Origin of the sequence: Methylobacterium sp. 4-46 (genome assembly GCF_000019365.1) — a bacterium.
Taxonomy (GTDB): domain Bacteria; phylum Pseudomonadota; class Alphaproteobacteria; order Rhizobiales; family Beijerinckiaceae; genus Methylobacterium.
The window spans coordinates 5,915,001-5,934,420 of record NC_010511.1 but is presented as its reverse complement, the minus strand read 5'-3'; the positions used below and the strand labels follow the sequence as shown (position 1 = coordinate 5,934,420).

17 protein-coding genes and 1 pseudogene (1 of these 18 running past the window's edge) are annotated in these 19,420 nt (G+C 74.4%); 14 read left to right on the top strand and 4 right to left on the bottom strand.

Going from position 1 to position 19,420, the window contains the following annotated elements; genetic code table 11:
• The first annotated feature begins 130 nt into the window (after positions 1-130).
• The 8 genes from M446_RS26075 to glp all read left to right on the top strand — a co-directional run bounded on the left by M446_RS26075 (position 131) and on the right by glp (position 8,348).
• Positions 131-2,029, top strand: a complete 1,899-nt coding sequence (locus M446_RS26075; protein ID WP_012335100.1) for a peptidyl-prolyl cis-trans isomerase — start codon at positions 131-133, stop codon at positions 2,027-2,029.
• Between the two features lie 70 nt (positions 2,030-2,099).
• Positions 2,100-3,614 carry an anthranilate synthase component I gene (gene trpE / locus M446_RS26070; protein WP_012335099.1) on the top strand — a complete coding sequence of 505 codons (1,515 nt, stop codon included), beginning with the start codon at positions 2,100-2,102 and terminating at the stop codon, positions 3,612-3,614.
• Positions 3,615-3,653: 39 nt separating this feature from the next.
• Entirely contained in the window at positions 3,654-3,878 is a 225-nt protein-coding gene (locus tag M446_RS26065) for a type II toxin-antitoxin system HigB family toxin (protein WP_012335098.1), read from the top strand.
• A 112-nt stretch (positions 3,879-3,990) separates the two neighbouring features.
• Positions 3,991-4,611 carry an anthranilate synthase component II gene (locus M446_RS26060; protein WP_012335097.1) on the top strand — a complete coding sequence of 207 codons (621 nt, stop codon included), beginning with the start codon at positions 3,991-3,993 and terminating at the stop codon, positions 4,609-4,611.
• Positions 4,612-4,652: 41 nt separating this feature from the next.
• Positions 4,653-5,666: an anthranilate phosphoribosyltransferase gene (gene trpD, locus M446_RS26055; RefSeq protein ID WP_012335096.1), complete on the top strand. Its 1,014-nt coding sequence runs from the start codon at positions 4,653-4,655 to the stop codon at positions 5,664-5,666.
• 21 nt (positions 5,667-5,687) lie between these two features.
• On the top strand, positions 5,688-6,545 hold the full coding sequence (gene trpC, locus M446_RS26050) for an indole-3-glycerol phosphate synthase TrpC (RefSeq protein WP_012335095.1): 858 nt from the start codon (positions 5,688-5,690) through the stop codon (positions 6,543-6,545).
• Between the two features lie 100 nt (positions 6,546-6,645).
• Positions 6,646-7,128 carry a cyclic pyranopterin monophosphate synthase MoaC gene (moaC, locus tag M446_RS26045; protein WP_012335094.1) on the top strand — a complete coding sequence of 161 codons (483 nt, stop codon included), beginning with the start codon at positions 6,646-6,648 and terminating at the stop codon, positions 7,126-7,128.
• Complete coding sequence (glp, locus tag M446_RS26040; protein WP_012335093.1) at positions 7,125-8,348, top strand: gephyrin-like molybdotransferase Glp; 1,224 nt, start codon at positions 7,125-7,127, stop codon at positions 8,346-8,348. The genes moaC and glp overlap by 4 nt, the downstream gene beginning before the upstream one ends.
• A gap of 34 nt (positions 8,349-8,382) precedes the next feature.
• Here glp and M446_RS26035 read toward each other — a convergent pair whose 3' ends face one another.
• A complete protein-coding gene (locus M446_RS26035; protein WP_012335092.1) occupies positions 8,383-8,646 on the bottom strand; it encodes a hypothetical protein in 264 nt (87 codons plus the stop codon).
• A gap of 423 nt (positions 8,647-9,069) precedes the next feature.
• On the opposite strand from M446_RS26035, the gene M446_RS26030 reads away from it, so the two are divergent.
• The gene (locus M446_RS26030; RefSeq protein ID WP_012335091.1) at positions 9,070-9,615 is read left to right on the top strand and encodes a sigma-70 family RNA polymerase sigma factor; all 546 of its coding nucleotides are present in this window, start codon (positions 9,070-9,072) and stop codon (positions 9,613-9,615) included.
• 139 nt (positions 9,616-9,754) lie between these two features.
• The gene (locus M446_RS26025) at positions 9,755-13,552 is read left to right on the top strand and encodes a glycosyltransferase (protein ID WP_012335090.1); all 3,798 of its coding nucleotides are present in this window, start codon (positions 9,755-9,757) and stop codon (positions 13,550-13,552) included.
• 112 nt (positions 13,553-13,664) lie between these two features.
• Here the strand turns inward: M446_RS26025 and M446_RS26020 are convergent, their stop codons facing one another.
• Genes M446_RS26020 through M446_RS38315 form a run of 3 tightly spaced genes read right to left on the bottom strand, consistent with a single transcriptional unit; the run spans position 13,665 to position 15,570 of the window.
• Positions 13,665-14,531 (bottom strand): metal ABC transporter permease, encoded by an 867-nt coding sequence (locus M446_RS26020; protein WP_012335089.1) that lies wholly within the window; start codon positions 14,529-14,531, stop codon positions 13,665-13,667.
• Positions 14,528-15,421: a metal ABC transporter ATP-binding protein gene (locus M446_RS26015; RefSeq protein ID WP_012335088.1), complete on the bottom strand. Its 894-nt coding sequence runs from the start codon at positions 15,419-15,421 to the stop codon at positions 14,528-14,530. The genes M446_RS26020 and M446_RS26015 overlap by 4 nt, the downstream gene beginning before the upstream one ends.
• On the bottom strand, positions 15,418-15,570 hold the full coding sequence (locus tag M446_RS38315; protein ID WP_012335087.1) for a hypothetical protein: 153 nt from the start codon (positions 15,568-15,570) through the stop codon (positions 15,418-15,420). Before M446_RS38315 ends, M446_RS26015 begins: the two co-directional genes overlap by 4 nt.
• A 148-nt stretch (positions 15,571-15,718) precedes the next feature.
• Here M446_RS38315 and M446_RS26010 point away from each other — a divergent pair, with 148 nt between their 5' ends.
• The 4 genes and pseudogenes from M446_RS26010 to M446_RS25995 all read left to right on the top strand — a co-directional run.
• Complete coding sequence (locus M446_RS26010) at positions 15,719-16,240, top strand: Fur family transcriptional regulator (protein WP_012335086.1); 522 nt, start codon at positions 15,719-15,721, stop codon at positions 16,238-16,240.
• Between the two features lie 415 nt (positions 16,241-16,655).
• Positions 16,656-18,127, top strand: a pseudogene (locus M446_RS26005) (helix-turn-helix transcriptional regulator).
• A 193-nt stretch (positions 18,128-18,320) separates the two neighbouring features.
• The gene (locus tag M446_RS26000) at positions 18,321-18,665 is read left to right on the top strand and encodes a CsbD family protein (RefSeq protein WP_012335085.1); all 345 of its coding nucleotides are present in this window, start codon (positions 18,321-18,323) and stop codon (positions 18,663-18,665) included.
• A gap of 55 nt (positions 18,666-18,720) precedes the next feature.
• Positions 18,721-19,420, top strand: partial view of a hypothetical protein gene (locus M446_RS25995; RefSeq protein ID WP_012335084.1) — the 5' portion only. The gene runs 203 nt beyond the window's last position; 700 of the gene's 903 nt are visible here — the first part of the coding sequence; the start codon lies at positions 18,721-18,723; its stop codon lies beyond the right edge, outside the window.

The window sequence follows — 19,420 nt, the reverse complement described above, 5'->3', positions numbered from 1 at the left end:
ACAGACACCCTCAGCGTGCGCAAACCGCGACGGCGCCCGGCCTTTCCGCCGTGGCGCGGATCGGCTATCGCGTGCCCTTCGGATAAGAGGCGCCCGCGCGCAAGCGGCCGCCGGCTCGTCGAGGACGTCGATGCTTCAGGGGTTCCGCGCCGCCAGCGAGAGCTGGCTCGGCAAGATCGTCATCACGGTCGTGTTCGGCCTCCTGATTGCGGGCCTCGCGATCTTCGGCATCGGCGACATCTTCCGGGGCGGCGGCACCGCCGCGGTCGCCACGGTGGGGAGCACCAAGATCTCGGCCGAGGCCGTGCGCAGCGCCTACCAGAACCAGATCCAGCGCCTCGCCCGGCAGGCCCGCCGGCCGATCACCCCGGACCAGGCCCGGGCGCTCGGCCTCGACCGCGAGGTGCTGAGCGCCCTCGTCACCGAGGCGACCCTCGACCAGAAGACCCGCGAGCTCGGGCTGCGCGTCGGCGACGACGCGGTGATCCGCCTCATCAAGGAGGAGCCGGCCTTCAAGGGGGCGAACGGCGCCTTCGACATCGGCGTCTTCAACGACACCCTGCGGCAGGCCGGCCTCAGCGAGGCGGCCTTCGTGCAGGAGCAGCGCGCCGTCGCGGCCCGCCTCCAGCTCGCCGAATCGCTCACCGCCGACCTGACGGTGCCGCTCGCGGTGCGCGACGCGATCCACCGCTACACCACCGAGCGGCGCTCCGCCGCCTTCATCCTGCTGCCCGAGAGCGCGGCGGGCGAGATCCCGGCGCCCACCGAGGAGGAGGCGAGGACCTATTACGAGGAGCACAAGGGCGGCTTCCGGGCCCCGGAGATCCGGGGCGTGACCATCCTGGTCCTCGACCCGACCACCCTCGCCAAGCCCGATGCCGTGACGGCGGAGGAGGCGCGCGCCCGCTACGACGCCGACAGGGGCCGCTACGGCACGCCGGAGAAGCGCACGATCCAGCAGATCGTCTTCCCCAACGAGGCGGACGCCGCCGCGGCGCTCAAGCGCATCCGCGACGGCGAGGCGCCCTTCGAGTCGATCGCGGGCGAGCGCGGCCTCGACCCCAAGAGCCTCGATCTCGGCACCTTCACCCGCGCGGAGCTGTTCGACCCGGCCGTGGCCGACGCCGCCTTCGCCCTGCCGCAGGGCACGGTGAGCGAGCCGGTCAAGGGGCGCTTCGGCACCGTGCTGCTGCGCGTGACCGCGATCGAGCCCGGCAGCATCAAGCCCTTCGAGGAGGTGGCCGACCAGATCCGCACCGAGATCGCCCGCGAGCGCGCCCGGGACGGCCTGGAGAAGGTGCACGACGCCATCGAGGACCAGCGGGCCGGGGCCAAGCCCCTGACCGAGATCGCCCGCGAGCGCGACCTGCCCCTGGTCACCGTCCCGGCGACGGACGCGCAGGGGCGCGACCCGAAGGGCCAGCCCGTCGAGGGCCTGCCCGACAAGGACGCCGTGCTGCCCGCGATCTTCCGCTCCGAGATGGGCGCCGACAGCGAGGCCCTGCGCACCCGCGCCGGGGGCTATCTCTGGTACGACGTCACCCGGATCGACCCCGCCCATGACCGCCCCCTCGACGAGGTGCGCGACCAGGTCGCCGCCCAGTGGAAGGCCGATGAGGTCGAGAAGCGCCTCGCCGCCAAGGCCCGCGAGGCGGCCGAGCGGCTCGACAAGGGCGAGACGATCGAGGCCGTGGCCGCCGCCTACGGGGTGGAGGCGCGGCATGCGAGCGACCTCGCCCGCGGCCGGGCCAAGGACGGCCTCACCCCGGAGAGCGTCGGGCGCATCTTCGCGACCGCGGTCGGCAAGACCGGCTCGGCCAGCGCCGGGGACAAGGTCAGGGCCGCCTTCAAGGTCACCTCCGCCACCGTGCCGCCGCTCCCGTCGGGGCCGCAGGGCGGCGTCGAGCAGCAGTACCGCCAGGCGCTGGCCGACGACGTCCTCGCCGAGTACATCGCCGACGCCCAGAGGCAGGCCGGCGTCTCGGTGAACGAGGCCGCGTTCCGGCGCGCGATCGGCGGAGAATACTGATCCCGCGGGCTCAGGCCCCGAACCTCCGGCGCAGGGCCCGGCGCCCTCAGCCCCTTCCCCGGCTCGACCCATGCTCGTCACGCCCCCGCTCGACGCCGCGCAAGCCGCCCTCGCGGCCGGCACGCCCGTGCTCCTGCGCGCCACGCTCGTCGGCGACCTGGAGACCCCGGTCGCGGCCTTCCTCAAGCTGAGGGCGGGGCGCGAGGGCGCGGCCTTCCTGCTCGAATCCGTCGAGGGCGGCGCCGTGCGCGGGCGCTACTCGATGATCGGCCTCGACCCCGACCTCGTCTGGCGCTGCGGCGGCGGCCGGGCCGAGCGGGCCGACGCGCCCGCCCTCGACCGCTTCGTCCCCGACGACCGCCCGCCGCTCGAGAGCCTGCGCGCCCTCATCGCCGAGTCCGCCCTGCCGCGGGACCCCGCCCTGCCGCCGATGGCCGCGGGCCTGTTCGGCTATCTCGGCTACGACATGGTGCGGGAGATGGAGCGGCTCGCCCCGCCGAAGCCCGACCCGATCGGCGTGCCGGACGCCATCCTGGTCCGCCCGACCGTGATGGTGGTGTTCGACGCCGTGCGCGACGAGATCGCGGTGGTCACCCCGGTCCGCCCCGCGGCGGGCGTCGCGCCCCGCGCCGCCTGCGAGGCCGCCCTCGCCCGGCTGGAGGCGGTCGCCGAGGCGCTCGAAGGGCCGCTCCCCGTCGAGGCCCGCGCCAACCCGGCCGAGATCCCGGCCCCCTCCCCGGTCTCGAACACCGCGCCGGAGGCGTTCCACGCCATGGTGGCGCGGGCCAAGGAGTACATCGCGGCCGGGGACATCTTCCAGGTCGTGCTCTCGCAGCGCTTCGAGGCGCCCTTCGCGCTGCCGGCCTTCGCGCTCTACCGCGCGCTGCGCCGGGTGAACCCGGCCCCCTTCCTGTGCTACCTCGATTTCGGCGCCTTCCAGATCGTCTGCTCCTCGCCCGAGATCCTGGTGCGGGTGCGCGACGGCAAGGTCACGATCCGCCCGATCGCCGGCACCCGCCGCCGCGGCGCCACGCCCGAGGAGGATCGGGCGCTCGCCGAGGACCTCCTGGCCGACCCCAAGGAGCGGGCCGAGCACCTGATGCTCCTCGATCTCGGCCGCAACGACGTCGGGCGGGTGGCCGAGATCGGCAGCGTGTCGGTCACCGAGTCGTTCTTCCTGGAATATTACAGCCAGGTGATGCACATCGTCTCGAACGTGGAGGGCCGGCTCGACCCGCGCCACGACGCGCTCGGCGCCCTGGTGGCGGGTTTCCCGGCCGGCACCGTCTCGGGCGCCCCGAAGGTGCGGGCGATGCAGATCATCGACGAGCTGGAGCGCGAGAAGCGCGGTCCCTACGCGGGCTGCATCGGCTATTTCGGCGCGGACGGGCAGATGGACACCTGCATCGTCCTGCGCACGGCCGTGGTGAAGGACGGCCGCATGCACGTCCAGGCGGGCGCCGGGATCGTGCACGATTCCGATCCGGCCTCCGAGCAGCAGGAATGCGTCAACAAGGCGAAGGCCCAGTTCCGGGCCGCCGAGGAGGCCGTGCGCTTCGCCGCCCAGGCGCGGCGGGGGCAGTGAACCGAATGCCGGTCATCCCAGGGCGAGACGTCGGGACCCATGCGCGTCGTGTCGAACAAGGCCCTGGTCGCGTTCGCGGCCCGTCACCCGGGTGCCGGCGCTCCGCTGCAGGCATGGCGCAGGATCATCGAGGCCGGCGATTTCGGCACCTTTGCCGACCTGAAACGCAGCTTCAACGCCGTTGACCGCCTCGGAAAATTCCACATCTTCGACATAGGTGGAAACAAGTTCCGGCTCATTGCGACGGTTCACGACAATTTCTGAAACCGGCCCCCTCGCGCGCCGGCCCGCCCGCTTCGCGGCATCGCGGCCCCCGGCTGCCCCTTGACCGCGCCCGGCCCACCGCCCAAACCGGCCCGGACCGCGAGCGCGAGCCATGGCCGACATCCTCGTCATCGACAATTACGACTCCTTCACCTGGAACCTCGTGCACCTGATCGGGCCGCTGGTCTCGGGCATCACGGTCCTGCGCAACGACGAGATCACCGTGCCGGAGATCCGCGCCCGCGCCCCGGACGCCCTGGTGCTGTCGCCCGGACCCTGCACGCCGAGCGAGGCCGGCATCTGCCTCGACGTGGTGCGGGAGCTCAGCGACGAGATCCCGCTCTTCGGCGTCTGCCTCGGCCTCCAGGCGATCGGTCAGGCCTTCGGGGGCGAGGTGGTCCGCGCGCCCGCGCCGATGCACGGCAAGGTCTCGACGGTGGAGCACCGCGCCACCGGGCTCTTCCGCGGCATCAACGGCCCCTTCGCGGCCACCCGCTACCACTCGCTCATCGTCGCGCGGGCGAGCTGCCCGCCGGACCTCGTGGTCACGGCGGAGGCGGACGGGCTCATCATGGCGCTCGAACATGCGAGCCGGCCGGTCCACGGCGTGCAGTTCCACCCCGAGAGCATCCTGTCCCAGCACGGGGCGCGCATGGTGCGGAACTTCCTCGATCTCGCCGCGGCCTGGAACGCCGCCCGGCGGGGTGACAAGCGCGCCGCCGCGGTGCATTGACGCCCCGACAGGAAAGCCGCGCCGAGACATCAAGGCCCGTCATGGATTCGTTCAAGCCCTACCTGGCGAAGGTCGCCACGGGTGCGGCGCTCACGCGCGAGGAGGCCCGCACCGCCTTCGACCACCTGCTCTCCGGCGAGGTGACCCACGCCCAGGCGGGCGCCTTCCTGATGGCCCTGCGGGTGCGCGGCGAGGCGCAGGACGAGATCGTGGGCGCGGCGGGCGCCCTGCGCGAGCGCATGGTGCGGGTGGTCGCGCCCGCGGGCGCCATCGACATCGTCGGCACCGGCGGCGACCATTCGGGCAGCTACAACGTCTCGACGCTGGCCTCCATCCTCACCGCCGCCTGCGGCGTGCCGGTGGCCAAGCACGGCAACCGCGCCGCCTCGTCGCGCTCCGGGGCGGCCGACGTGCTGGCGGCGCTCGGCGTCAGGCTCGGGCTCGATCCGGAGGGGCTGGCGCGTTGCCTGGAGGAGGCGGGCCTCTGCTTCATGTTCGCCCAGGCCCACCACGCCTCGATGCGGCACGTGGCGCCGGTGCGGGTCGAACTCGGCACCCGCACCCTGTTCAACCTGCTCGGGCCGCTGTGCAACCCGGCCGGCGTGGCGGGCCAGCTGCTCGGCGTCTACGCGGGCTCGCTGGCCGAGCCCCTGACCCGGGTGCTCGCCGATCTCGGCAGCCGCCGGGTCTGGACCGTGCACGGCTCGGACGGGCTCGACGAGATCACCACCACGGGCCCGACCGCCGTCGTGGCCCTGGAGGACGGCGCGATCCGCCACTTCACCATCGACCCGCGCGAGGTCGGCCTGGCGCTGGCGAGCCCGGAGGACCTGCGCGGGGCGGATCCGGAGCACAACGCGGCGGCGCTGCGGGCCGTGCTCGACGGGGCGCGCACCCCCTATCGCGACATCGCGGTGCTCAACGCGGGCGCGGCCCTGGTGGTGGCGGGCGCCTGCGCGGGCCTCGGCGAGGGCGTGGCGCGGGCCGCCCAGGCGATCGAGACCGGGGCGGCCCGCGCCGTGCTGGCGCGCCTCGTCGCCGTCTCCAACGCCTGACCGGTCAAGAGGGGGTTGCCCGTGTTCGAGCCGAAGAGCCCTGCGCCCGCCGACCGGCCGGCCTCCGCCGCCCGCCCGGACGTGCTGGCCCATATCGAGGCCTACAAGCGCCGCGAGATCGCCGAGGCGAAGCTGCGCGTGCCCCTCGCCGAGCTGGAGCGCCGCGCCGAGAAGGCCGACCCGCCCCGCGGCTTCGCGGAGGCGATCCGGGCCGATCTCGCGGCGGGCCGCCCCGCCCTCATCGCCGAGATCAAGAAGGCCTCCCCCTCCAGGGGGCTGATCCGCGCGGATTTCGACCCGCCGGCGCTGGCCCGCGCCTACGCGGAGGGCGGGGCCACCTGCCTGTCGGTCCTCACCGACGAGCCCTCCTTCAAGGGCCGGCCCGAATACCTGACGGCGGCCCGGCAGGCCTGCCCGCTGCCGGTCCTGCGCAAGGACTTCCTGTTCGAGCCCTACCAGGTGGTGGAGGCCCGGGCCTGGGGGGCGGATTGCATCCTGGTCATCATGGCGAGCCTCGACGACGAGGAGGCGGCCGCGCTCGTCGCGACGGCCCACGACCTCGGCATGGACGTGCTGGTCGAGGTGCACGACCGCGCCGAGCTGGAGCGGGCGCTCCCCCTCGGGACCCGGATGATCGGCATCAACAACCGCGACCTGCGCACCTTCGAGGTCTCGCTGGAGACCGCGCTCGCCCTGCGGCCCCTGGTGCCGGAGGACCGCATCGTGGTGGGCGAGAGCGGCATCGCCGGCCATGCCGACGCGCAGCGGCTCGCCCGGGCGGGCATCCGCACCCTCCTGGTCGGCGAGAGCCTGATGCGCGAGGCGGACGTGACGGCGGCGACGCGGCGGCTGCTGTTCGGGGAGCCGGCGGGTTCGTGACCGTCGCGCCGATCGGCCCGCGGCCGATCCGGCCCTCCCTCGGCCGGCGCCGCGCCCCATCTCTCCGACGGCACGCGGTCGATCCACGGAGCGGTACCCCATGGCGAGCCTGACCCACCTCGACGCGACCGGCGCTGCCAACATGGTGGACGTCTCCGACAAGGCCGCGACGGCCCGCACCGCCCGGGCGGAGGGCGCGATCGTGATGCGGCCCGAGACCCTGCGCCTCATCCGCGAGGGCGATGCCAAGAAGGGCGACGTGCTCGGCACCGCCCGGCTCGCCGGGATCATGGCGGCCAAGCGCACCCACGACCTCATCCCCCTTTGCCACCCGCTCCTGCTGTCCAAGGTGCGGGTCGAGTGCGAGCCCGACGCGGCCCTGCCCGGCATCCGCATCACCGCCGAGGTGAGGGTCCAGGGGCCGACCGGGGTCGAGATGGAGGCGCTCACCGCCGTCTCGGTCGCCTGCCTCACCGTCTACGACATGGTCAAGGCCGCCGACCGGGGCATGCGGATCGAGGGGATCCGGCTCCTCGAGAAGAGCGGCGGCCGCTCGGGCTCCTACGCGGCGGATCCCGCGTGAGCGCGCTCCTGCCCGTCGCGGAGGCGCTCGCGCGCATCCTCGCCGGCGCCGCCCCGGTCGCGGCCGAGACGGTGCCGATCGGGCGGGCCGCCGGCCGCACCCTCGCCGAGGAGGTGCGGGCCCTGCGCACGCAGCCGCCCTTCGTCACCTCGGCCATGGACGGCTACGCCGTGCGCAGCGCCGACCTCGCCGGGGCGCCGGTCACGCTCCGGCTCATCGGCACCAGCGCCGCCGGGCAAGGCCTGCGCGGTCCGGTCGGCCCCGGCGAGGCGGTGCGCATCCTCACCGGCGCGCCGATGCCGGAGGGCGCCGACACGGTCGTCATCCAGGAGGATGCGGAGGCGCGGGGCGAGAGCGTGCGCCTCCTCGTCGCGAACCCGCCGGGGCGGCACCTGCGCGGCAGCGGCCTCGACTTCCGGCAGGGCGACCTGCTCCTGCCCGCCGGCACCCGCCTCGACGGGCAGCGCCTCGCGCTCGCCGCCGCGGGCGGACACCCGACGCTGCGCCTGCGCCGCCGCCCGCGGGTGGCGATCCTGGCGACGGGCGACGAGCTGGTGCGGCCCGGCGAGCCCGCCGCCTGGGACCAGATCGTCGCCTCGAACGGCCTCGCGCTCGCGGCGATGGCCGAGGAGGCCGGGGCGGAGGCGGTCGATCTCGGCATCGCGGGCGACCGCTTCGCCGACCTCGAAGCCGCGATCGGCCGCGCCCGGGAGGAGCGGGCCGACCTCCTCGTCACCCTCGGGGGCGCCTCGGTCGGCGACCACGACCTCGTCCAGTCGGCGCTGGTGCGCCAGGGCCTCGCGCTCGGCTTCTGGCGGGTGGCGATCCGGCCCGGCAAGCCGCTGATGCACGGGCGGCTCGGCCCGATGGCGGTGCTCGGCCTGCCCGGCAACCCGGTCTCGTCGGTGGTCTGCGGCCTCGTCTTCGTGCGCCCCCTGGTCCGGGCGCTCCTCGGCGATCCCGAGGCGGGGGCCGACCGCAGCGAGCCGGCGATCCTCGGCCGCGACCTGCCGGAGAACGACGCCCGGCAGGACTACATGCGGGCGCGGCTCGAACCGGGCGGCGACGGGCTGCCCCGCGTCCACCCGGCGCCGCGCCAGGATTCCTCGATGCTCTCGGTGCTGGCCACCGCGGAGGCGCTGCTGGTGCGCCCGCCCCACGCCCCCGCCGCGAAGGCGGGCGAGCCCTGCCGGATCCTGCGGCTCGACCGGGCCGGCTGAGCGGCGGGCCGGCGGGCGCCGCCCGGCTCCGCCCCTATTGCCGCCGGATCGCGCTCGTCGGTTCCCCCTTGTCGAAGGCGGTGATCGCGGCCCGGCACTGGGCCGACAGGCGTCCGCGGTTGCGCTCGAAGCAGCGCTCGACCTCGGGACTGTCCGGGTCGGCCCCCGCGCAGAGCCGGAAGTAATCGCTCGCGCAGTTCATCTGCAGGCCCGGATCGTCGCGCTGCGCGAGGGCCGGCGTGATCGTGAAGGTGAGGAAGGCCGCGAGGGCGGCCGAGGCACGAAGCGACGAAACCAAGAGAGAATCCCCGATTGCAGGTCGGGTCCTAAGGTTAGGAGGGGGACCGGCCCGGGCAAGCGCATCCGCGCCACAGCGCCGCGGCGTCTCTGCCTCGTCCGAGCCCGCCGCGGCGCGCGCGGCTCCGACGCCTCGCTCGCGCGCCCGTCCGCCGGCAGAAATCCTCCTCGACGGCGAAGCTAAAGGCAAAGTTTCTCGATTAAGATTGGCTGAATATCTTTTTCAGATCTCATTAAAGCCGGGGTCTTTAGTGCGGCATCGGAGACCGAATGCGGCCATCGACGCATTCATGACGGAACACGAGGGAAGCGGCGAGGGGACGGGGTCGGCCGGGTGAGGATCCCCGGCCCGTCCCTCGGGGATCCCGCTGCCGCGCGCCGCGGCCGCGGCGGGACCGGGGAGCGGTGCGGAGGAGGAAGCCCGATGACCGGCGTCGACCCCGAGATGCGCGGGCTCCTGCTCGGGGCCATCCCGGCCCTGCGCGCCTTCGCCTACTCCCTCACGCACGACCTCGACCGCAGCGACGACCTCGTGCAGGAGACGCTGGTGCGGGCCTGGACCAAGGCCCACACCTTCGCGCGCGGCACCAACCTAACGGCGTGGCTGTTCACGATCCTGCGCAACGTCTTCTACTCGGAGCAGCGCAAGCGGCGGCGCGAGGTCGAGGACGTGGACGGGGCGCGGGCGGCGCGGCTCTCGGTGCTGCCGGCCCAGGAGGCGCATCTGGAGTTCGGCGCGTTCCGGGCCGCCCTCGCCGCCCTGCCGCCGCAGCAGCGGGAGGCCCTGGTCCTGGTGGGCGCCCAGAGCTTCACCTACGAGGAGGCGGCCGCCATCTGCGGCGTGGCGGTCGGGACGATGAAGAGCCGGGTGAGCCGGGCGCGGGAGCGGCTCGCCGAGGCGCTCGGCCTCGAAGGGCCGGAGGAGCTCGGCCCGGACGCGGCCACGCGGGCGGCGCTCGGCGAGCCCTGAGCGGACCGAGCCGGCCCGGCGTTGCCGCCGCCCCTTCCGCCGTGCTAGAGCGACGTCCGTTCCGGGTCGACCGGGTTTCGCGCTAGATCTTTGTTTTCTTAGCGCATTTTCTGCGTCCGACCGACATCCGCGGCCGTGGATGATGCGCCGGCGCCTCACCCGCGCCGGCCCCACGGACGTCCTCGCAGGGGTCAGCCACGTGCCGAAGCGCCGGATCAAGCTCCTCGCCAAGCTCGGCCGGAAGATCCGGTCGGTGTCCTGGCGGTTCGGGAGGGACGCCTTCGACCCCGACTTCTACGCGCAGCTCTATCCGGACCTCTCCGGCCTGAACCGGCACGCCCTCCGGGAGCACTACGTCCGGCACGGCCGCGCCGAGGGCCGCTTCCCGACGCGCGACGCCTACCTGGCGGACCTGACGGCGCGCCACGGCGCGCTGCCGGAGGATTTCAACCCCGGCCTCTACGGCGACCTGAATCCCGACCTCGCCCGGCGCTTCACGCGGGACTGGCAGTTCACCGCGCATTTCCTCAAGCACGGGCGTGAGGAGAAGCGGCTCTACGCCCTCGACATCGCGGCGGAGGCCGAGACCTTCGCGCGGCTCGCCGGGGCCGAGCCGCGCGAGGGCTTGGCGCTGTTCACGGGCTTCCTCGCCGCGCACGGCCTGGCGCCGGGCCGCTGGCTGCGGCGCTTCGACCTTGCCCAGTTCATCCACCTGAACGCCGACTGGCTCCCCGCGCCGCCGCGGACCCGGGCGGAGGGCATCCGCCTCTTCGTCGAGCAGGGCATCGACCGCCTCGCCCCGATCCGCACCGACGCGATCTTCGATCCGGCCTTCTACCGGGCGACCTACCGGGCGGAGGGAGCGGCCGACGACGCGGCGCTCTACCGGCACTGGCTGCGGCAGGGCATCGAGCAGGACTTCGCGCCGAACGAGGCGGCCCGCATCGCCCTGCTGATCGGCGAGAGCGCCTTCCCGGCCGCCTTCGCGGTGGAGACCTATCGGGCGTCCCTGCCCCGCGGCGCGATGAGCCGCACCGACCTCTTGGAGCACTGGCTCGACCACGGCTTCCCGGAGGGCCGCCTGGACGTGGTGACGGGGCCGGAGGCCGCGGCCTTCCTCACCCTGGTGGGCCTGCGCTGCCTGCTGCGCCAGCGCTTCGCGCTCGCCCGCCGGGCCTACGACGAGGCGATCGCGCGCGGCGGCCCGACCGCCCGCCGGCTGCACGGCCGCGGCGAGGCCGCGCGGGCCCTGGGCGACCTCGCTTCCGCGGCCGCCGATTACGCGGCCGCCGCGGCCGACCCGCGGTCGAGCCTCTGGAGCCACATCCACGCCGCCGAGTGCCTGGCCGCCACCGGAGATCTGCCGGCCGCCTGCGCGCAGGTCCGGGCGTCGTCGCCGCGCTGGATCAAGGATGCGCGCTGGCGCGAGGCGGGGCTCGGCATCCTCGGCCGGGCCTTCGACGCCGCCTGCGAGGCCGCCCGCGCGGAGTACCGCCAGGGCCGCCGCGCCGAGGCCGACGCCCTCCTGGACGAGGCCCTGAACCGGCTCGCCGCCGACCTCCCCCTCGCCGCTCCCTTGCCCGTCCCCTTGCCCGTCCCCTCGCCCGTCCCCTCGCCGCGGCCGACCGTCGCCATCCTGGCCAACCTCGACCTGCCCCAGTGCGTCCACTACCGCGTCGAGCAGCGCCGCCGCCAGCTCGAGCACGCCGGATGGACCGTCCGCGTCTTCCCCCCCGACCAGGCCCGGGCCTTCCGCCAGGCCCTGCACACCGCCCGCGCCGCCCTCTTCTACCGCCTCCCCGCCTTCCCCGACATCCTCCACAGCATCCTCTACGCCCGCGCCCTCGGCCTGCCCACCTTCTACGACGTCGACGACCTCATCTTCGACGCGCGCTGCTACCCCGACCCCTTCGACAGCTTCGAGGGCCAGATCTCCCCCGAGGACTACGTCGGGCTGCAGTTCGGCGTGCCCCTGTTCCGCTTCGCCCTCGCCCAGTGCGACGAGGGCCTCGCCTCCACCCCGGCTCTCGCCGAGGCCATGCGCCCGCTCCTGCGCACGGGCCGCTGCCACGTCCTGCGCAACGGCCTCGACCAGCGCAACGCCCCCTTCCTCGACCGGCCGGACCCCGCCCCCGCCCGCCCGGAGGCGCCCGTGACGCTGTTCTACGGCTCGGGCACCAAGGCGCATAACCGCGACTTCAACGCCCTGGCCGGCCCGGCCCTGCTGCGCCTGCTGGAGCGCCACCCGCAGCTGCGCCTGCTGATCGCCGGCCACCTCACCCTCGATCCCGCCTTCGCGGCCCACCGGGACCGGATCCGCCGCCTCGGCTTCACCGCGCAGGTGGAGGATTACTGGGAGATCCTGTCGGGGGTCGACGTGAACCTGGCGGTGCTCGCCCCCGGCGCGGCGGCGGACGCCAAGAGCGAGATCAAGTGGCTGGAGGCGGCGGTGGCCGGGGTGCCCTCGGTGGTGAGCGGGACGCGCACCTACCGGGAGATCCTGGTCGAGGGCGAGGACGTGCTGTTTGCCGACACGCCCGAGGAGTGGGCCTCGGCGCTGGAGCGGCTGGTGGGGGATGCCGGGCTGCGGCGGCGGATCGGCCTGGCGGCGCGGCGCAAGGCGCGGCGGGATTACGGGCTGGCGGCGGGGGCGGGGCGGGTGGCGTCCGTGCTGGCGCGGCCGGCGGCGCCCGCCGTGGCGGCGGCGCGGCCGCGGATCCTGCTGGTGAACGTGTTCTTCCCGCCCCAGACGATCGGCGGGGCGACGCGGGTGGTGCGCGACAACCTCGACCACTTCCTGGCGGCGGCGGGGGAGCGCTACGCCTTCGCGGTGGCGGCGAGCGACGAGGGGGTGCAGCCGGCGGGCCGGGCGCGGCTGGACGGCTACCGGGGGGTTCCGGTGCTGCGGCTGTCGACGCCGCTGGAGCCCGGGATGGACTGGCGCCCGTTCAACCCGGCGCTGGGGGCGCTGTTCGGGGAGTTCCTGGACCGGCTGTGCCCGGACCTGGTGCACTTCCACTGCGTGCAGCGGCTGAGCGGGTCGGTGGTGGAGGCGGCGCAGGCGCGGGGCCTGCGGCACGTGGTGACGGTGCACGACGGCTGGTGGATCTCGGACCACCAGTTCCTGCTCGACCGGGACGGGCAGGTGGTGCGTCCCTCGCCGGACCTGCTGGAGGCGGCCTCGGACGCGCCGCACGGGGCGGGGGCGCAGCTCCTGCGGCGGCGGCGGCTGGGGCGGCTTCTGTGTGGGGCGGACCGGGTGCTGGCGGTGTCGGAGAGCTTCGCGGGCCTGTACCGGGCGGCGGGGTTCCCGGAGGTGCGGAGCGTGCCGAACGGTCTGTCGCTGGGGCGGGTACCGGCGCGGCGGGCGGGGCGGGGTCCGCGGGTGCGGCTGGGCCACGTGGGGGGTCTGGAGGCGCACAAGGGGGCGCCGCTGCTTGAGGTGGTGCTGCGCACGACGCCGTTCCGGTGCCTGGGCCTGACGCTGGTCGACCTGTCGCGGGAGCCGGGCTCCGCGAGCGAGGAGGTGTGGGGGACGACGCCGGTGCGGATCGTGGGCCCCGTGGCGCAGGAGGAGATCGGGGGGTTGTACGGGGAGCTTGACGTGCTGCTGGTGCCGTCGCTGTGGCCGGAGAGCTTCGGTCTCGTGTCGCGGGAGGCGCGGGCGTTCGGTCTGTGGGTCGTGGCGAGCGACCGGGGCGCGGTGGGGGAGGAGGTGCGGCCGGGGGTGGACGGGTTCGTGATCGACGTCTCGACGCCGGGCCCGCTGCGGGAGGTGCTGGGGGCGATCGACGCGGATCCGGCGCGGTTCCAGGCGCCGCCGCCGCCCGGCCCGCCGCTGCGCCGTGCGGCCGACCAGGGCGACGACCTGCTGCGGCTCTACGACGAGATCCTGGGTACGAAGCGGCCGGCCGCGGGGCGCCCGGCGGCCGAATAGGCCGCCGGACCGGCCGCGTCATGCCGACGGTCACGGCTCATGACCGCGGGTTCCGCGCTCCGTCGGATTTCGGACCGACGGCCCGAAGCGTCAGCGTCCTTCGCCGTCGGCGTCAGGCCTCGAGGTGGCGGCCGGGCAGGAGCCGCCAGAGCAGTCCGCCCCTGAGGCCGAGCAGCATCGAGGCGACGTAGAAGCCCCCCGCCGTGAGCACGATCGCGGGCCCGCTCGGCAGGTCGCCGTAATAGGAGACCAGGAGGCCGGCGAAGCTCGCCGCGAGGCCGATGCTCATGGCGACCGGGATCAGCCCGGAGAGATCGGCGGCCCAGAACCGCGCGCTCACGGCCGGCAGCAGCATCAGCCCGACGGCGAGCAGCGTGCCGAGCGCCGCGAACCCGCCGACGAGGTTGAGCACGACGAGGCCCAGGAAGGCGTAGTGGACCGGCGCGCTCGCCCGGCTCACCGAGCGCAGGAAGAGCGGATCGACGCATTCGAGCACGAGGGGCCGGTAGGCGGCGGCGAGCCCGAGCAGCGTGACCGCCGCGATCGTGCCGAGGAGCAGCAGCGCCGCGTCGTCGAGGGCCAGCACCGTGCCGAACAGGATGTGCAGGAGATCGACCGAGGTGCCGCGCAGCGAGATCATCAGCACGCCGGCGGCGAGCGCCAGCAGGTAGAGGGCACCCAGGCTGGCATCCTCGCGCAGCTCGGTCGCCCGCGAGACGGCGCCGGCCAGGAACGCCACCGCGAGCCCTGCCGCGAGGCCGCCGAGCGTCATCGCCGGCAGCGACAGCCCGGCCAGCAGGAAGCCCGCCGCGGCGCCGGGCAGGATGGCGTGGCTCATCGCCTCGCTCATCAGGCTCATGCGGCGTAGGGTGAGGAAGACGCCGACCGGGGCCGCGCTCACCGACAGCGCCACGCAGCCCGCGAGCGCCCGGCGCATGAAGGCGAAGTCGGTGAAGGGGGCGGTGAGGAGGTCGATCACGCGGCGTGCTCGCGGTCCTGCGGCCCGCTTGCCTGCGGCCCGCTTGCTAGCGCTCCCTGCCCGTGCGAGGCCGCCGCGGGAGGGGCATGGTCGTGCGCGCCGTGGGCATGTGCGTGGCCCGGGGCGGGCGGGCCGTGCGGGGCGCCGCCGCGGCAGACAGGGGCGGCCTCGTCCCAGGCCTCGCAGAGCTGGCGCGCCCGGCGCAGGTTCGCCGCCGTCAGCACCGCCTCGGTCGCGCCCCAGGCCACGACCTCGCGGGCGAGCAGCAGGGAAGAGGGGAAGTGGCGCTGCACCTGCTCCATGTCGTGCAGCACCGCGATCACCGTGCGCCCCTCCGCCCGCCAGCGCTCCACCAGCCCGAGGAGGTCGGCGGTGGTCCGGCCGTCGACGGCCGCGAAGGGCTCGTCGAGGAGGACCGCGCGCGCATCCTGCAGCAGCACGCGGGCGAACATGGCCCGGCGCAGCTGGCCCCCCGAGAGGGTGCCGATCGGCCGCCGCTCGAAGCCGGTCAGGCCGACCGCGGCCAGCGCCTCGTCCCGCGCGGCGCGGTAGGGCCGCAGGCTCCGCCAGGGCCCGACGCGGCGCCACAGCCCCATGGCCACGAAATCGTCCACGCTGATGGGGAAGCCGCGATCGATCTCCGCCGCCTGGGGCAGGTAGGCGATGTCGCGCCGCCGCAGGCCCGGATGCTCGATGCGCCCTTCGAGGGGCGCGACCTCGCCGATGATGCCCTTGAGCAGGGTCGATTTGCCGGCCCCGTTCGGGCCGATCACGGCGAGCGCCGCCCCGGCCGGCACCACCCCGTCGAGATGGTGCACGGCCGGGTGCCGATCGTAGCCGAGGGTGAGGCTCCGGAACGCCAGCGCGCCCGCGGCGAGGGATGCCGTCATGCGCCGATCGCCCAGGCAATCACCCCCCAGACCCCCGCCGCGAGCAGCCCGGCCAGGGCGAGCCGCGGCGCGAGCGCGACCCCGAGCAGGGAGCGGGGCGGGGCGGATCCCGGATTGCGGTGGGGTGACCCGTGCGGCAGGGCTTCCATCGCGGCCTCTCCTCGTGCGATCGGGGCGGAGGGCTCGTCGCCCGGGCAGGTGCCGTCCCGGCCCCCATCTGCTAGACGGGCGGGGCGCCCTTGACGGCCGGAACCTGTTACACTGTAACATATCGGGCGTGTCAACCGGAGAGCGGAGATGAGCGAGCCTGCGGGGACGGACCATGGCTGCGGCGAGGGCCGGGCGGGTCTGCGCGCGCGGGCCGAGCGCCTCTGCCGCGAGCGTGGGCTGCAATTCACGCCGCTGCGCCAGCGGACGCTGGAGGTGATCGCCGGCGAGGCGCGCCCGCTCGGGGCCTACGACATCGCCGAGCGCCTGAGCGCCCCCGGACGGCGGGTGGCGGCCGTCTCAGTCTACCGCGCCCTCGACTTCCTCACCGAGAACGGCCTCGTGCACCGGATCGCGAGCCGCAACGCCTTCGTGCCCTGCGAGCACGCGCATCACGAGGGCGAGGGGGTGGTGTTCCTGATCTGCCGCGCCTGCGGGGCCGTGGACGAGACCAGTTCCGAGGAGATCGAGCGCGGCCTCGACCGCACCCTCGCCCAGGCGGGCTTCCGCCCGGCAAGCCGCATCGTCGAGATCGAGGGCGAGTGCGGCGCCTGCCAGGAACGCGGCGCTGAGCGCGGCGCGGAGCCCGGGGCGGAGCCGGGCAAGGCCTGATCCCGCGCGGGGCGCCCGCCCGGTCCGGCCGCCCAGCCCGCAACCGTGAGGACGCCAAACTTTCGCGCCCGGCAGACCTGCGGCGGATGGGCGCATGCGCGCCCGGCCCCGGCAATCCCGCGGGCCCGGTTTCCTAGCGCAGAAATACTCCTCACCAGTAGTGTCACGGGCCTTCCACCCTCCCCGCGAGATCCCGCGCGGCCTCCCGAGACGCGTTGCAAGACAACGGCTTGGGGTTGAGTCCGGCCCGTCTCCCGAGTGGGCGCTTTTCGCCCTTCTTTCCGCCGCCCGGATCTCACGGCCGGCCGCGATGATCACGGTATACCAGAGCGCCGGGCCCGAAGGACGCGGAACCGAAGCGATTTCTTCCTGTTGAGGGCCGGACCAACGCAGCGGAAGAGGCGGAAGGCGGAACGTGACCGAGGGCGTGGAGCGATCGGATTTGCGGCAGATCATCGCCGGACTGAGCGAGGGCGTGATCCTGGTCGAGCCGGATGAGCGGATCACCTGGGCGAACGCGGCCGCCCTGGCCATGCACGGGGCCGGGAGCCTCGACGAGCTCGGGCGCAGCGTCGCCGATTACCGGGCGCGCTACACGCTCCGCGACCGGAACCACCGCGCCCCCGAGCGCGACCCGATCGAGCGGGTGGTGGCGGGCGAGACCATCCGCGACGTCGTGGTGGAGGTGCGGCGCGCCGACGATCCCGAGACCGGCTTCGTGCAAAGCCTGCGCAGCCTCGTCGCCACCGACCGGGCCGGCCGGCCGAGCTGCCTCGCCCTGATCCTCAAGGACGTGTCCGGCGAGGTCGAGGCCGAGGAGCGCTTCGAGAAGACCTTCAACGCCAACCCGCCGCCGTGATCTGCCGCCTCTCGGACCTGCGCCACGTCAAGGTGAATGCGGGCTTCCTGGAAATGACCGGCTACGCCCGCGAGGCGGTGATCGGGCGCAGCGTCTACGAGGTCGACGTGCTGGCGGGTGCCCAGAACCGCGACCTCGCGATCCAGCGCCTCAACGAGGGGGCGACGATCCCGCAGATGGAGGCCTGCCTCGACCTGCCGGACGGCTCGACGCGGTTCGTGATCGTGGCGGGCCAGCCGATCGAACTCGGGGACGAGCCCTGCATGCTGTTCTCGTTCGCGGATCTCGACCTGCGCCGCAAGGCCGAGACGGCCCTGCGCCAGAGCGAGGAGCGCTTCGCGAAGGCCTTCCGGCTCACGCCGGTCCCGACCGTGCTGGCCCGGGCGTCGGACCTCGCCGTCACGGCGATCAACGAGGCGTTCACGCGGGTCTTCGGTCTCGGCGAGGATCGGGTGATCGGGCGCTCCCCGGCGGAGATCGGGCTCTTCGCCTCCGAGGCGGACCGCCTCCGGGTCGAGGAGGCGATCCGCCGCTCCGGCTTCGTGCAGGGGCTCGACGCCTGCCTGCGCCACGAATCCGGCGCCGCGCTCGACTGCCTCGTCTCGGCGGAGCGGATCGAGATCGGCGAGGAAGCTTGCGCGCTCCTCGTCCTGCAGGACAATACCGAGCGCAAGGCGACCGAGCGCGAGCTGTTCGAGGCGATCGAGACCGTGATGGCCGACACGTCCTGGTTCAGCCGCGGCCTGATCGAGAAGCTCGCCAGCCTGCGCCGGCCCGGGCGCGACGGCCAGCAGGACGGCGCGCCCAAGCTCACCGCCCGCGAGCGCCAGATGCTGTCGCTGATCTGCGCGGGCCTCGACGACGGGACCATCGCCCGCCGGCTCGGCCGCTCCCGCAACACCGTGCGCAACCACGCCGCCGCGCTCTACCGCAAGCTCGGCGTCCACAAGTGCACGGAAGTCATCCTGTGGGGCCGCGACAACGGATTCCCGCTCGGAAGCACCGCTACGCAGTCGTCTTCATACTAGTACATTTCTACTATTGAAGATCGATGCGGCGTTTCTACATGATGAGTGCGCGCAGTTCTTGCCGGTGATCCGGAATAACTGTTGGGCAGACCATCAAGACATCCGGTCAAGGTCGCGGAGTGACCTGGACACGGTCGGTCGCGGCGTGTCGCCGATCGCGGCGCGACGCCTGCAGCAAGCGAAGGAGAGAGACATGGTCGATACGGATCGCATCACCGGGGCCGCCCGGGAGCTCGGCGGCAAGGTGCAGGGCGCGGTCGGCGACCTCGTCGGGTCGCACCGCGACTCGGCCGAGGGCCGCTTCCGCGAGGCGCAGGGCCAGGCGGAGAACCTCTACGGCCAAGCCAAGGACGCGGTGCGCCACGTCGCCCAGGAGGCGGCGGATTACGCCGAGGACGCCTACGCGCAGGGCAGCCGCGCCCTGCGCCACGGCCGGCGCGAGGTCGCAGCCCAGGTCGCCGAGTACCCGGTCGCCGCGCTGCTGATCGCCGGGCTGGTCGGCTACGGCCTCGCCCTCCTGGTGCACGGGCGCCGCTGACGGCGCCCCCCAAATCTCGCCCCCCAAATCTCGCCCCACGACTCGGAGCATCATCGTGGCTTCCTCCTCCACCCTCCCGTCCCTCGCCGCGAGCGACACGCGGGCCGTCGCCCTCAACCAAGTGTCCTGGGGCGCCGTGATCGCGGGCGCCGTGACGGCGCTGGTGGCGCAGATCATCCTCAACATGGTCGGCCTCGGCATCGGGCTCGCCAGCCTCGGACCGAGCGCCGCCGACAATCCGGCCGCCTCGACCTTCTCCCTCGGGGCGGGGCTGTGGTTCGTGGGCTCGGGGATCGTCGCCTCGCTGGCGGGCGGCTTCATCGCCGGGCGCCTGTCGGGCAAGCCGCTCGCCGGGGCGGCGGGGCTGCACGGCCTCGTCTCCTGGGCGGTGACGACCCTCGTGGTGCTCTACCTCCTGACCTCCGCGGCCGGCAGCCTGGTGGGCGGCGCCCTAACGGGCGTGGCGACCACGCTGGGCGGGGCCGGCACCCTCGTGGGCGGCACCGTGCAGACGGCCGCCCAGGCCGCCGCGCCGTCGCTCGCCCGGGCCGCGAACCCCCTCGAGGGCATCGAGGAGAAGGTGCGCCAGCAGGCGAACGGGCAGGACCCGCAGGCCCTGCGCGACGCCGCGGTCGCGGCGATGCGCGCCGTGCTGACCGGTGATCCGGCGCAGAAGCAGCAGGCCGAGGCCCGCGCCGCCGACGCCCTCGCCAAGGCGCAGGGCATCCCGGTCGAGCAGGCCCGCCAGCAGGTGC

Excerpts from the sequence above, each read along its gene's own strand:
- trpE (WP_012335099.1), top strand. The coding sequence starts at position 2,100 with ATGCTCGTCACGCCCCCGCTCGACGCCGCGCAAGCCGCCCTCGCGGCC.
- M446_RS26000 (WP_012335085.1), top strand. The coding sequence starts at position 18,321 with ATGGTCGATACGGATCGCATCACCGGGGCCGCCCGGGAGCTCGGCGGC.
- M446_RS26025 (WP_012335090.1), top strand. The coding sequence starts at position 9,755 with ATGATGCGCCGGCGCCTCACCCGCGCCGGCCCCACGGACGTCCTCGCA.
- trpD (WP_012335096.1), top strand. The coding sequence starts at position 4,653 with ATGGATTCGTTCAAGCCCTACCTGGCGAAGGTCGCCACGGGTGCGGCG.
- moaC (WP_012335094.1), top strand. The coding sequence starts at position 6,646 with ATGGCGAGCCTGACCCACCTCGACGCGACCGGCGCTGCCAACATGGTG.
- M446_RS26030 (WP_012335091.1), top strand. The coding sequence starts at position 9,070 with ATGACCGGCGTCGACCCCGAGATGCGCGGGCTCCTGCTCGGGGCCATC.
- M446_RS26065 (WP_012335098.1), top strand. The coding sequence starts at position 3,654 with ATGCGCGTCGTGTCGAACAAGGCCCTGGTCGCGTTCGCGGCCCGTCAC.
- M446_RS38315 (WP_012335087.1), bottom strand. The coding sequence starts at position 15,570 with ATGGAAGCCCTGCCGCACGGGTCACCCCACCGCAATCCGGGATCCGCC.
- M446_RS26015 (WP_012335088.1), bottom strand. The coding sequence starts at position 15,421 with ATGACGGCATCCCTCGCCGCGGGCGCGCTGGCGTTCCGGAGCCTCACC.
- M446_RS26060 (WP_012335097.1), top strand. The coding sequence starts at position 3,991 with ATGGCCGACATCCTCGTCATCGACAATTACGACTCCTTCACCTGGAAC.
- M446_RS26010 (WP_012335086.1), top strand. The coding sequence starts at position 15,719 with ATGAGCGAGCCTGCGGGGACGGACCATGGCTGCGGCGAGGGCCGGGCG.
- M446_RS26075 (WP_012335100.1), top strand. The coding sequence starts at position 131 with ATGCTTCAGGGGTTCCGCGCCGCCAGCGAGAGCTGGCTCGGCAAGATC.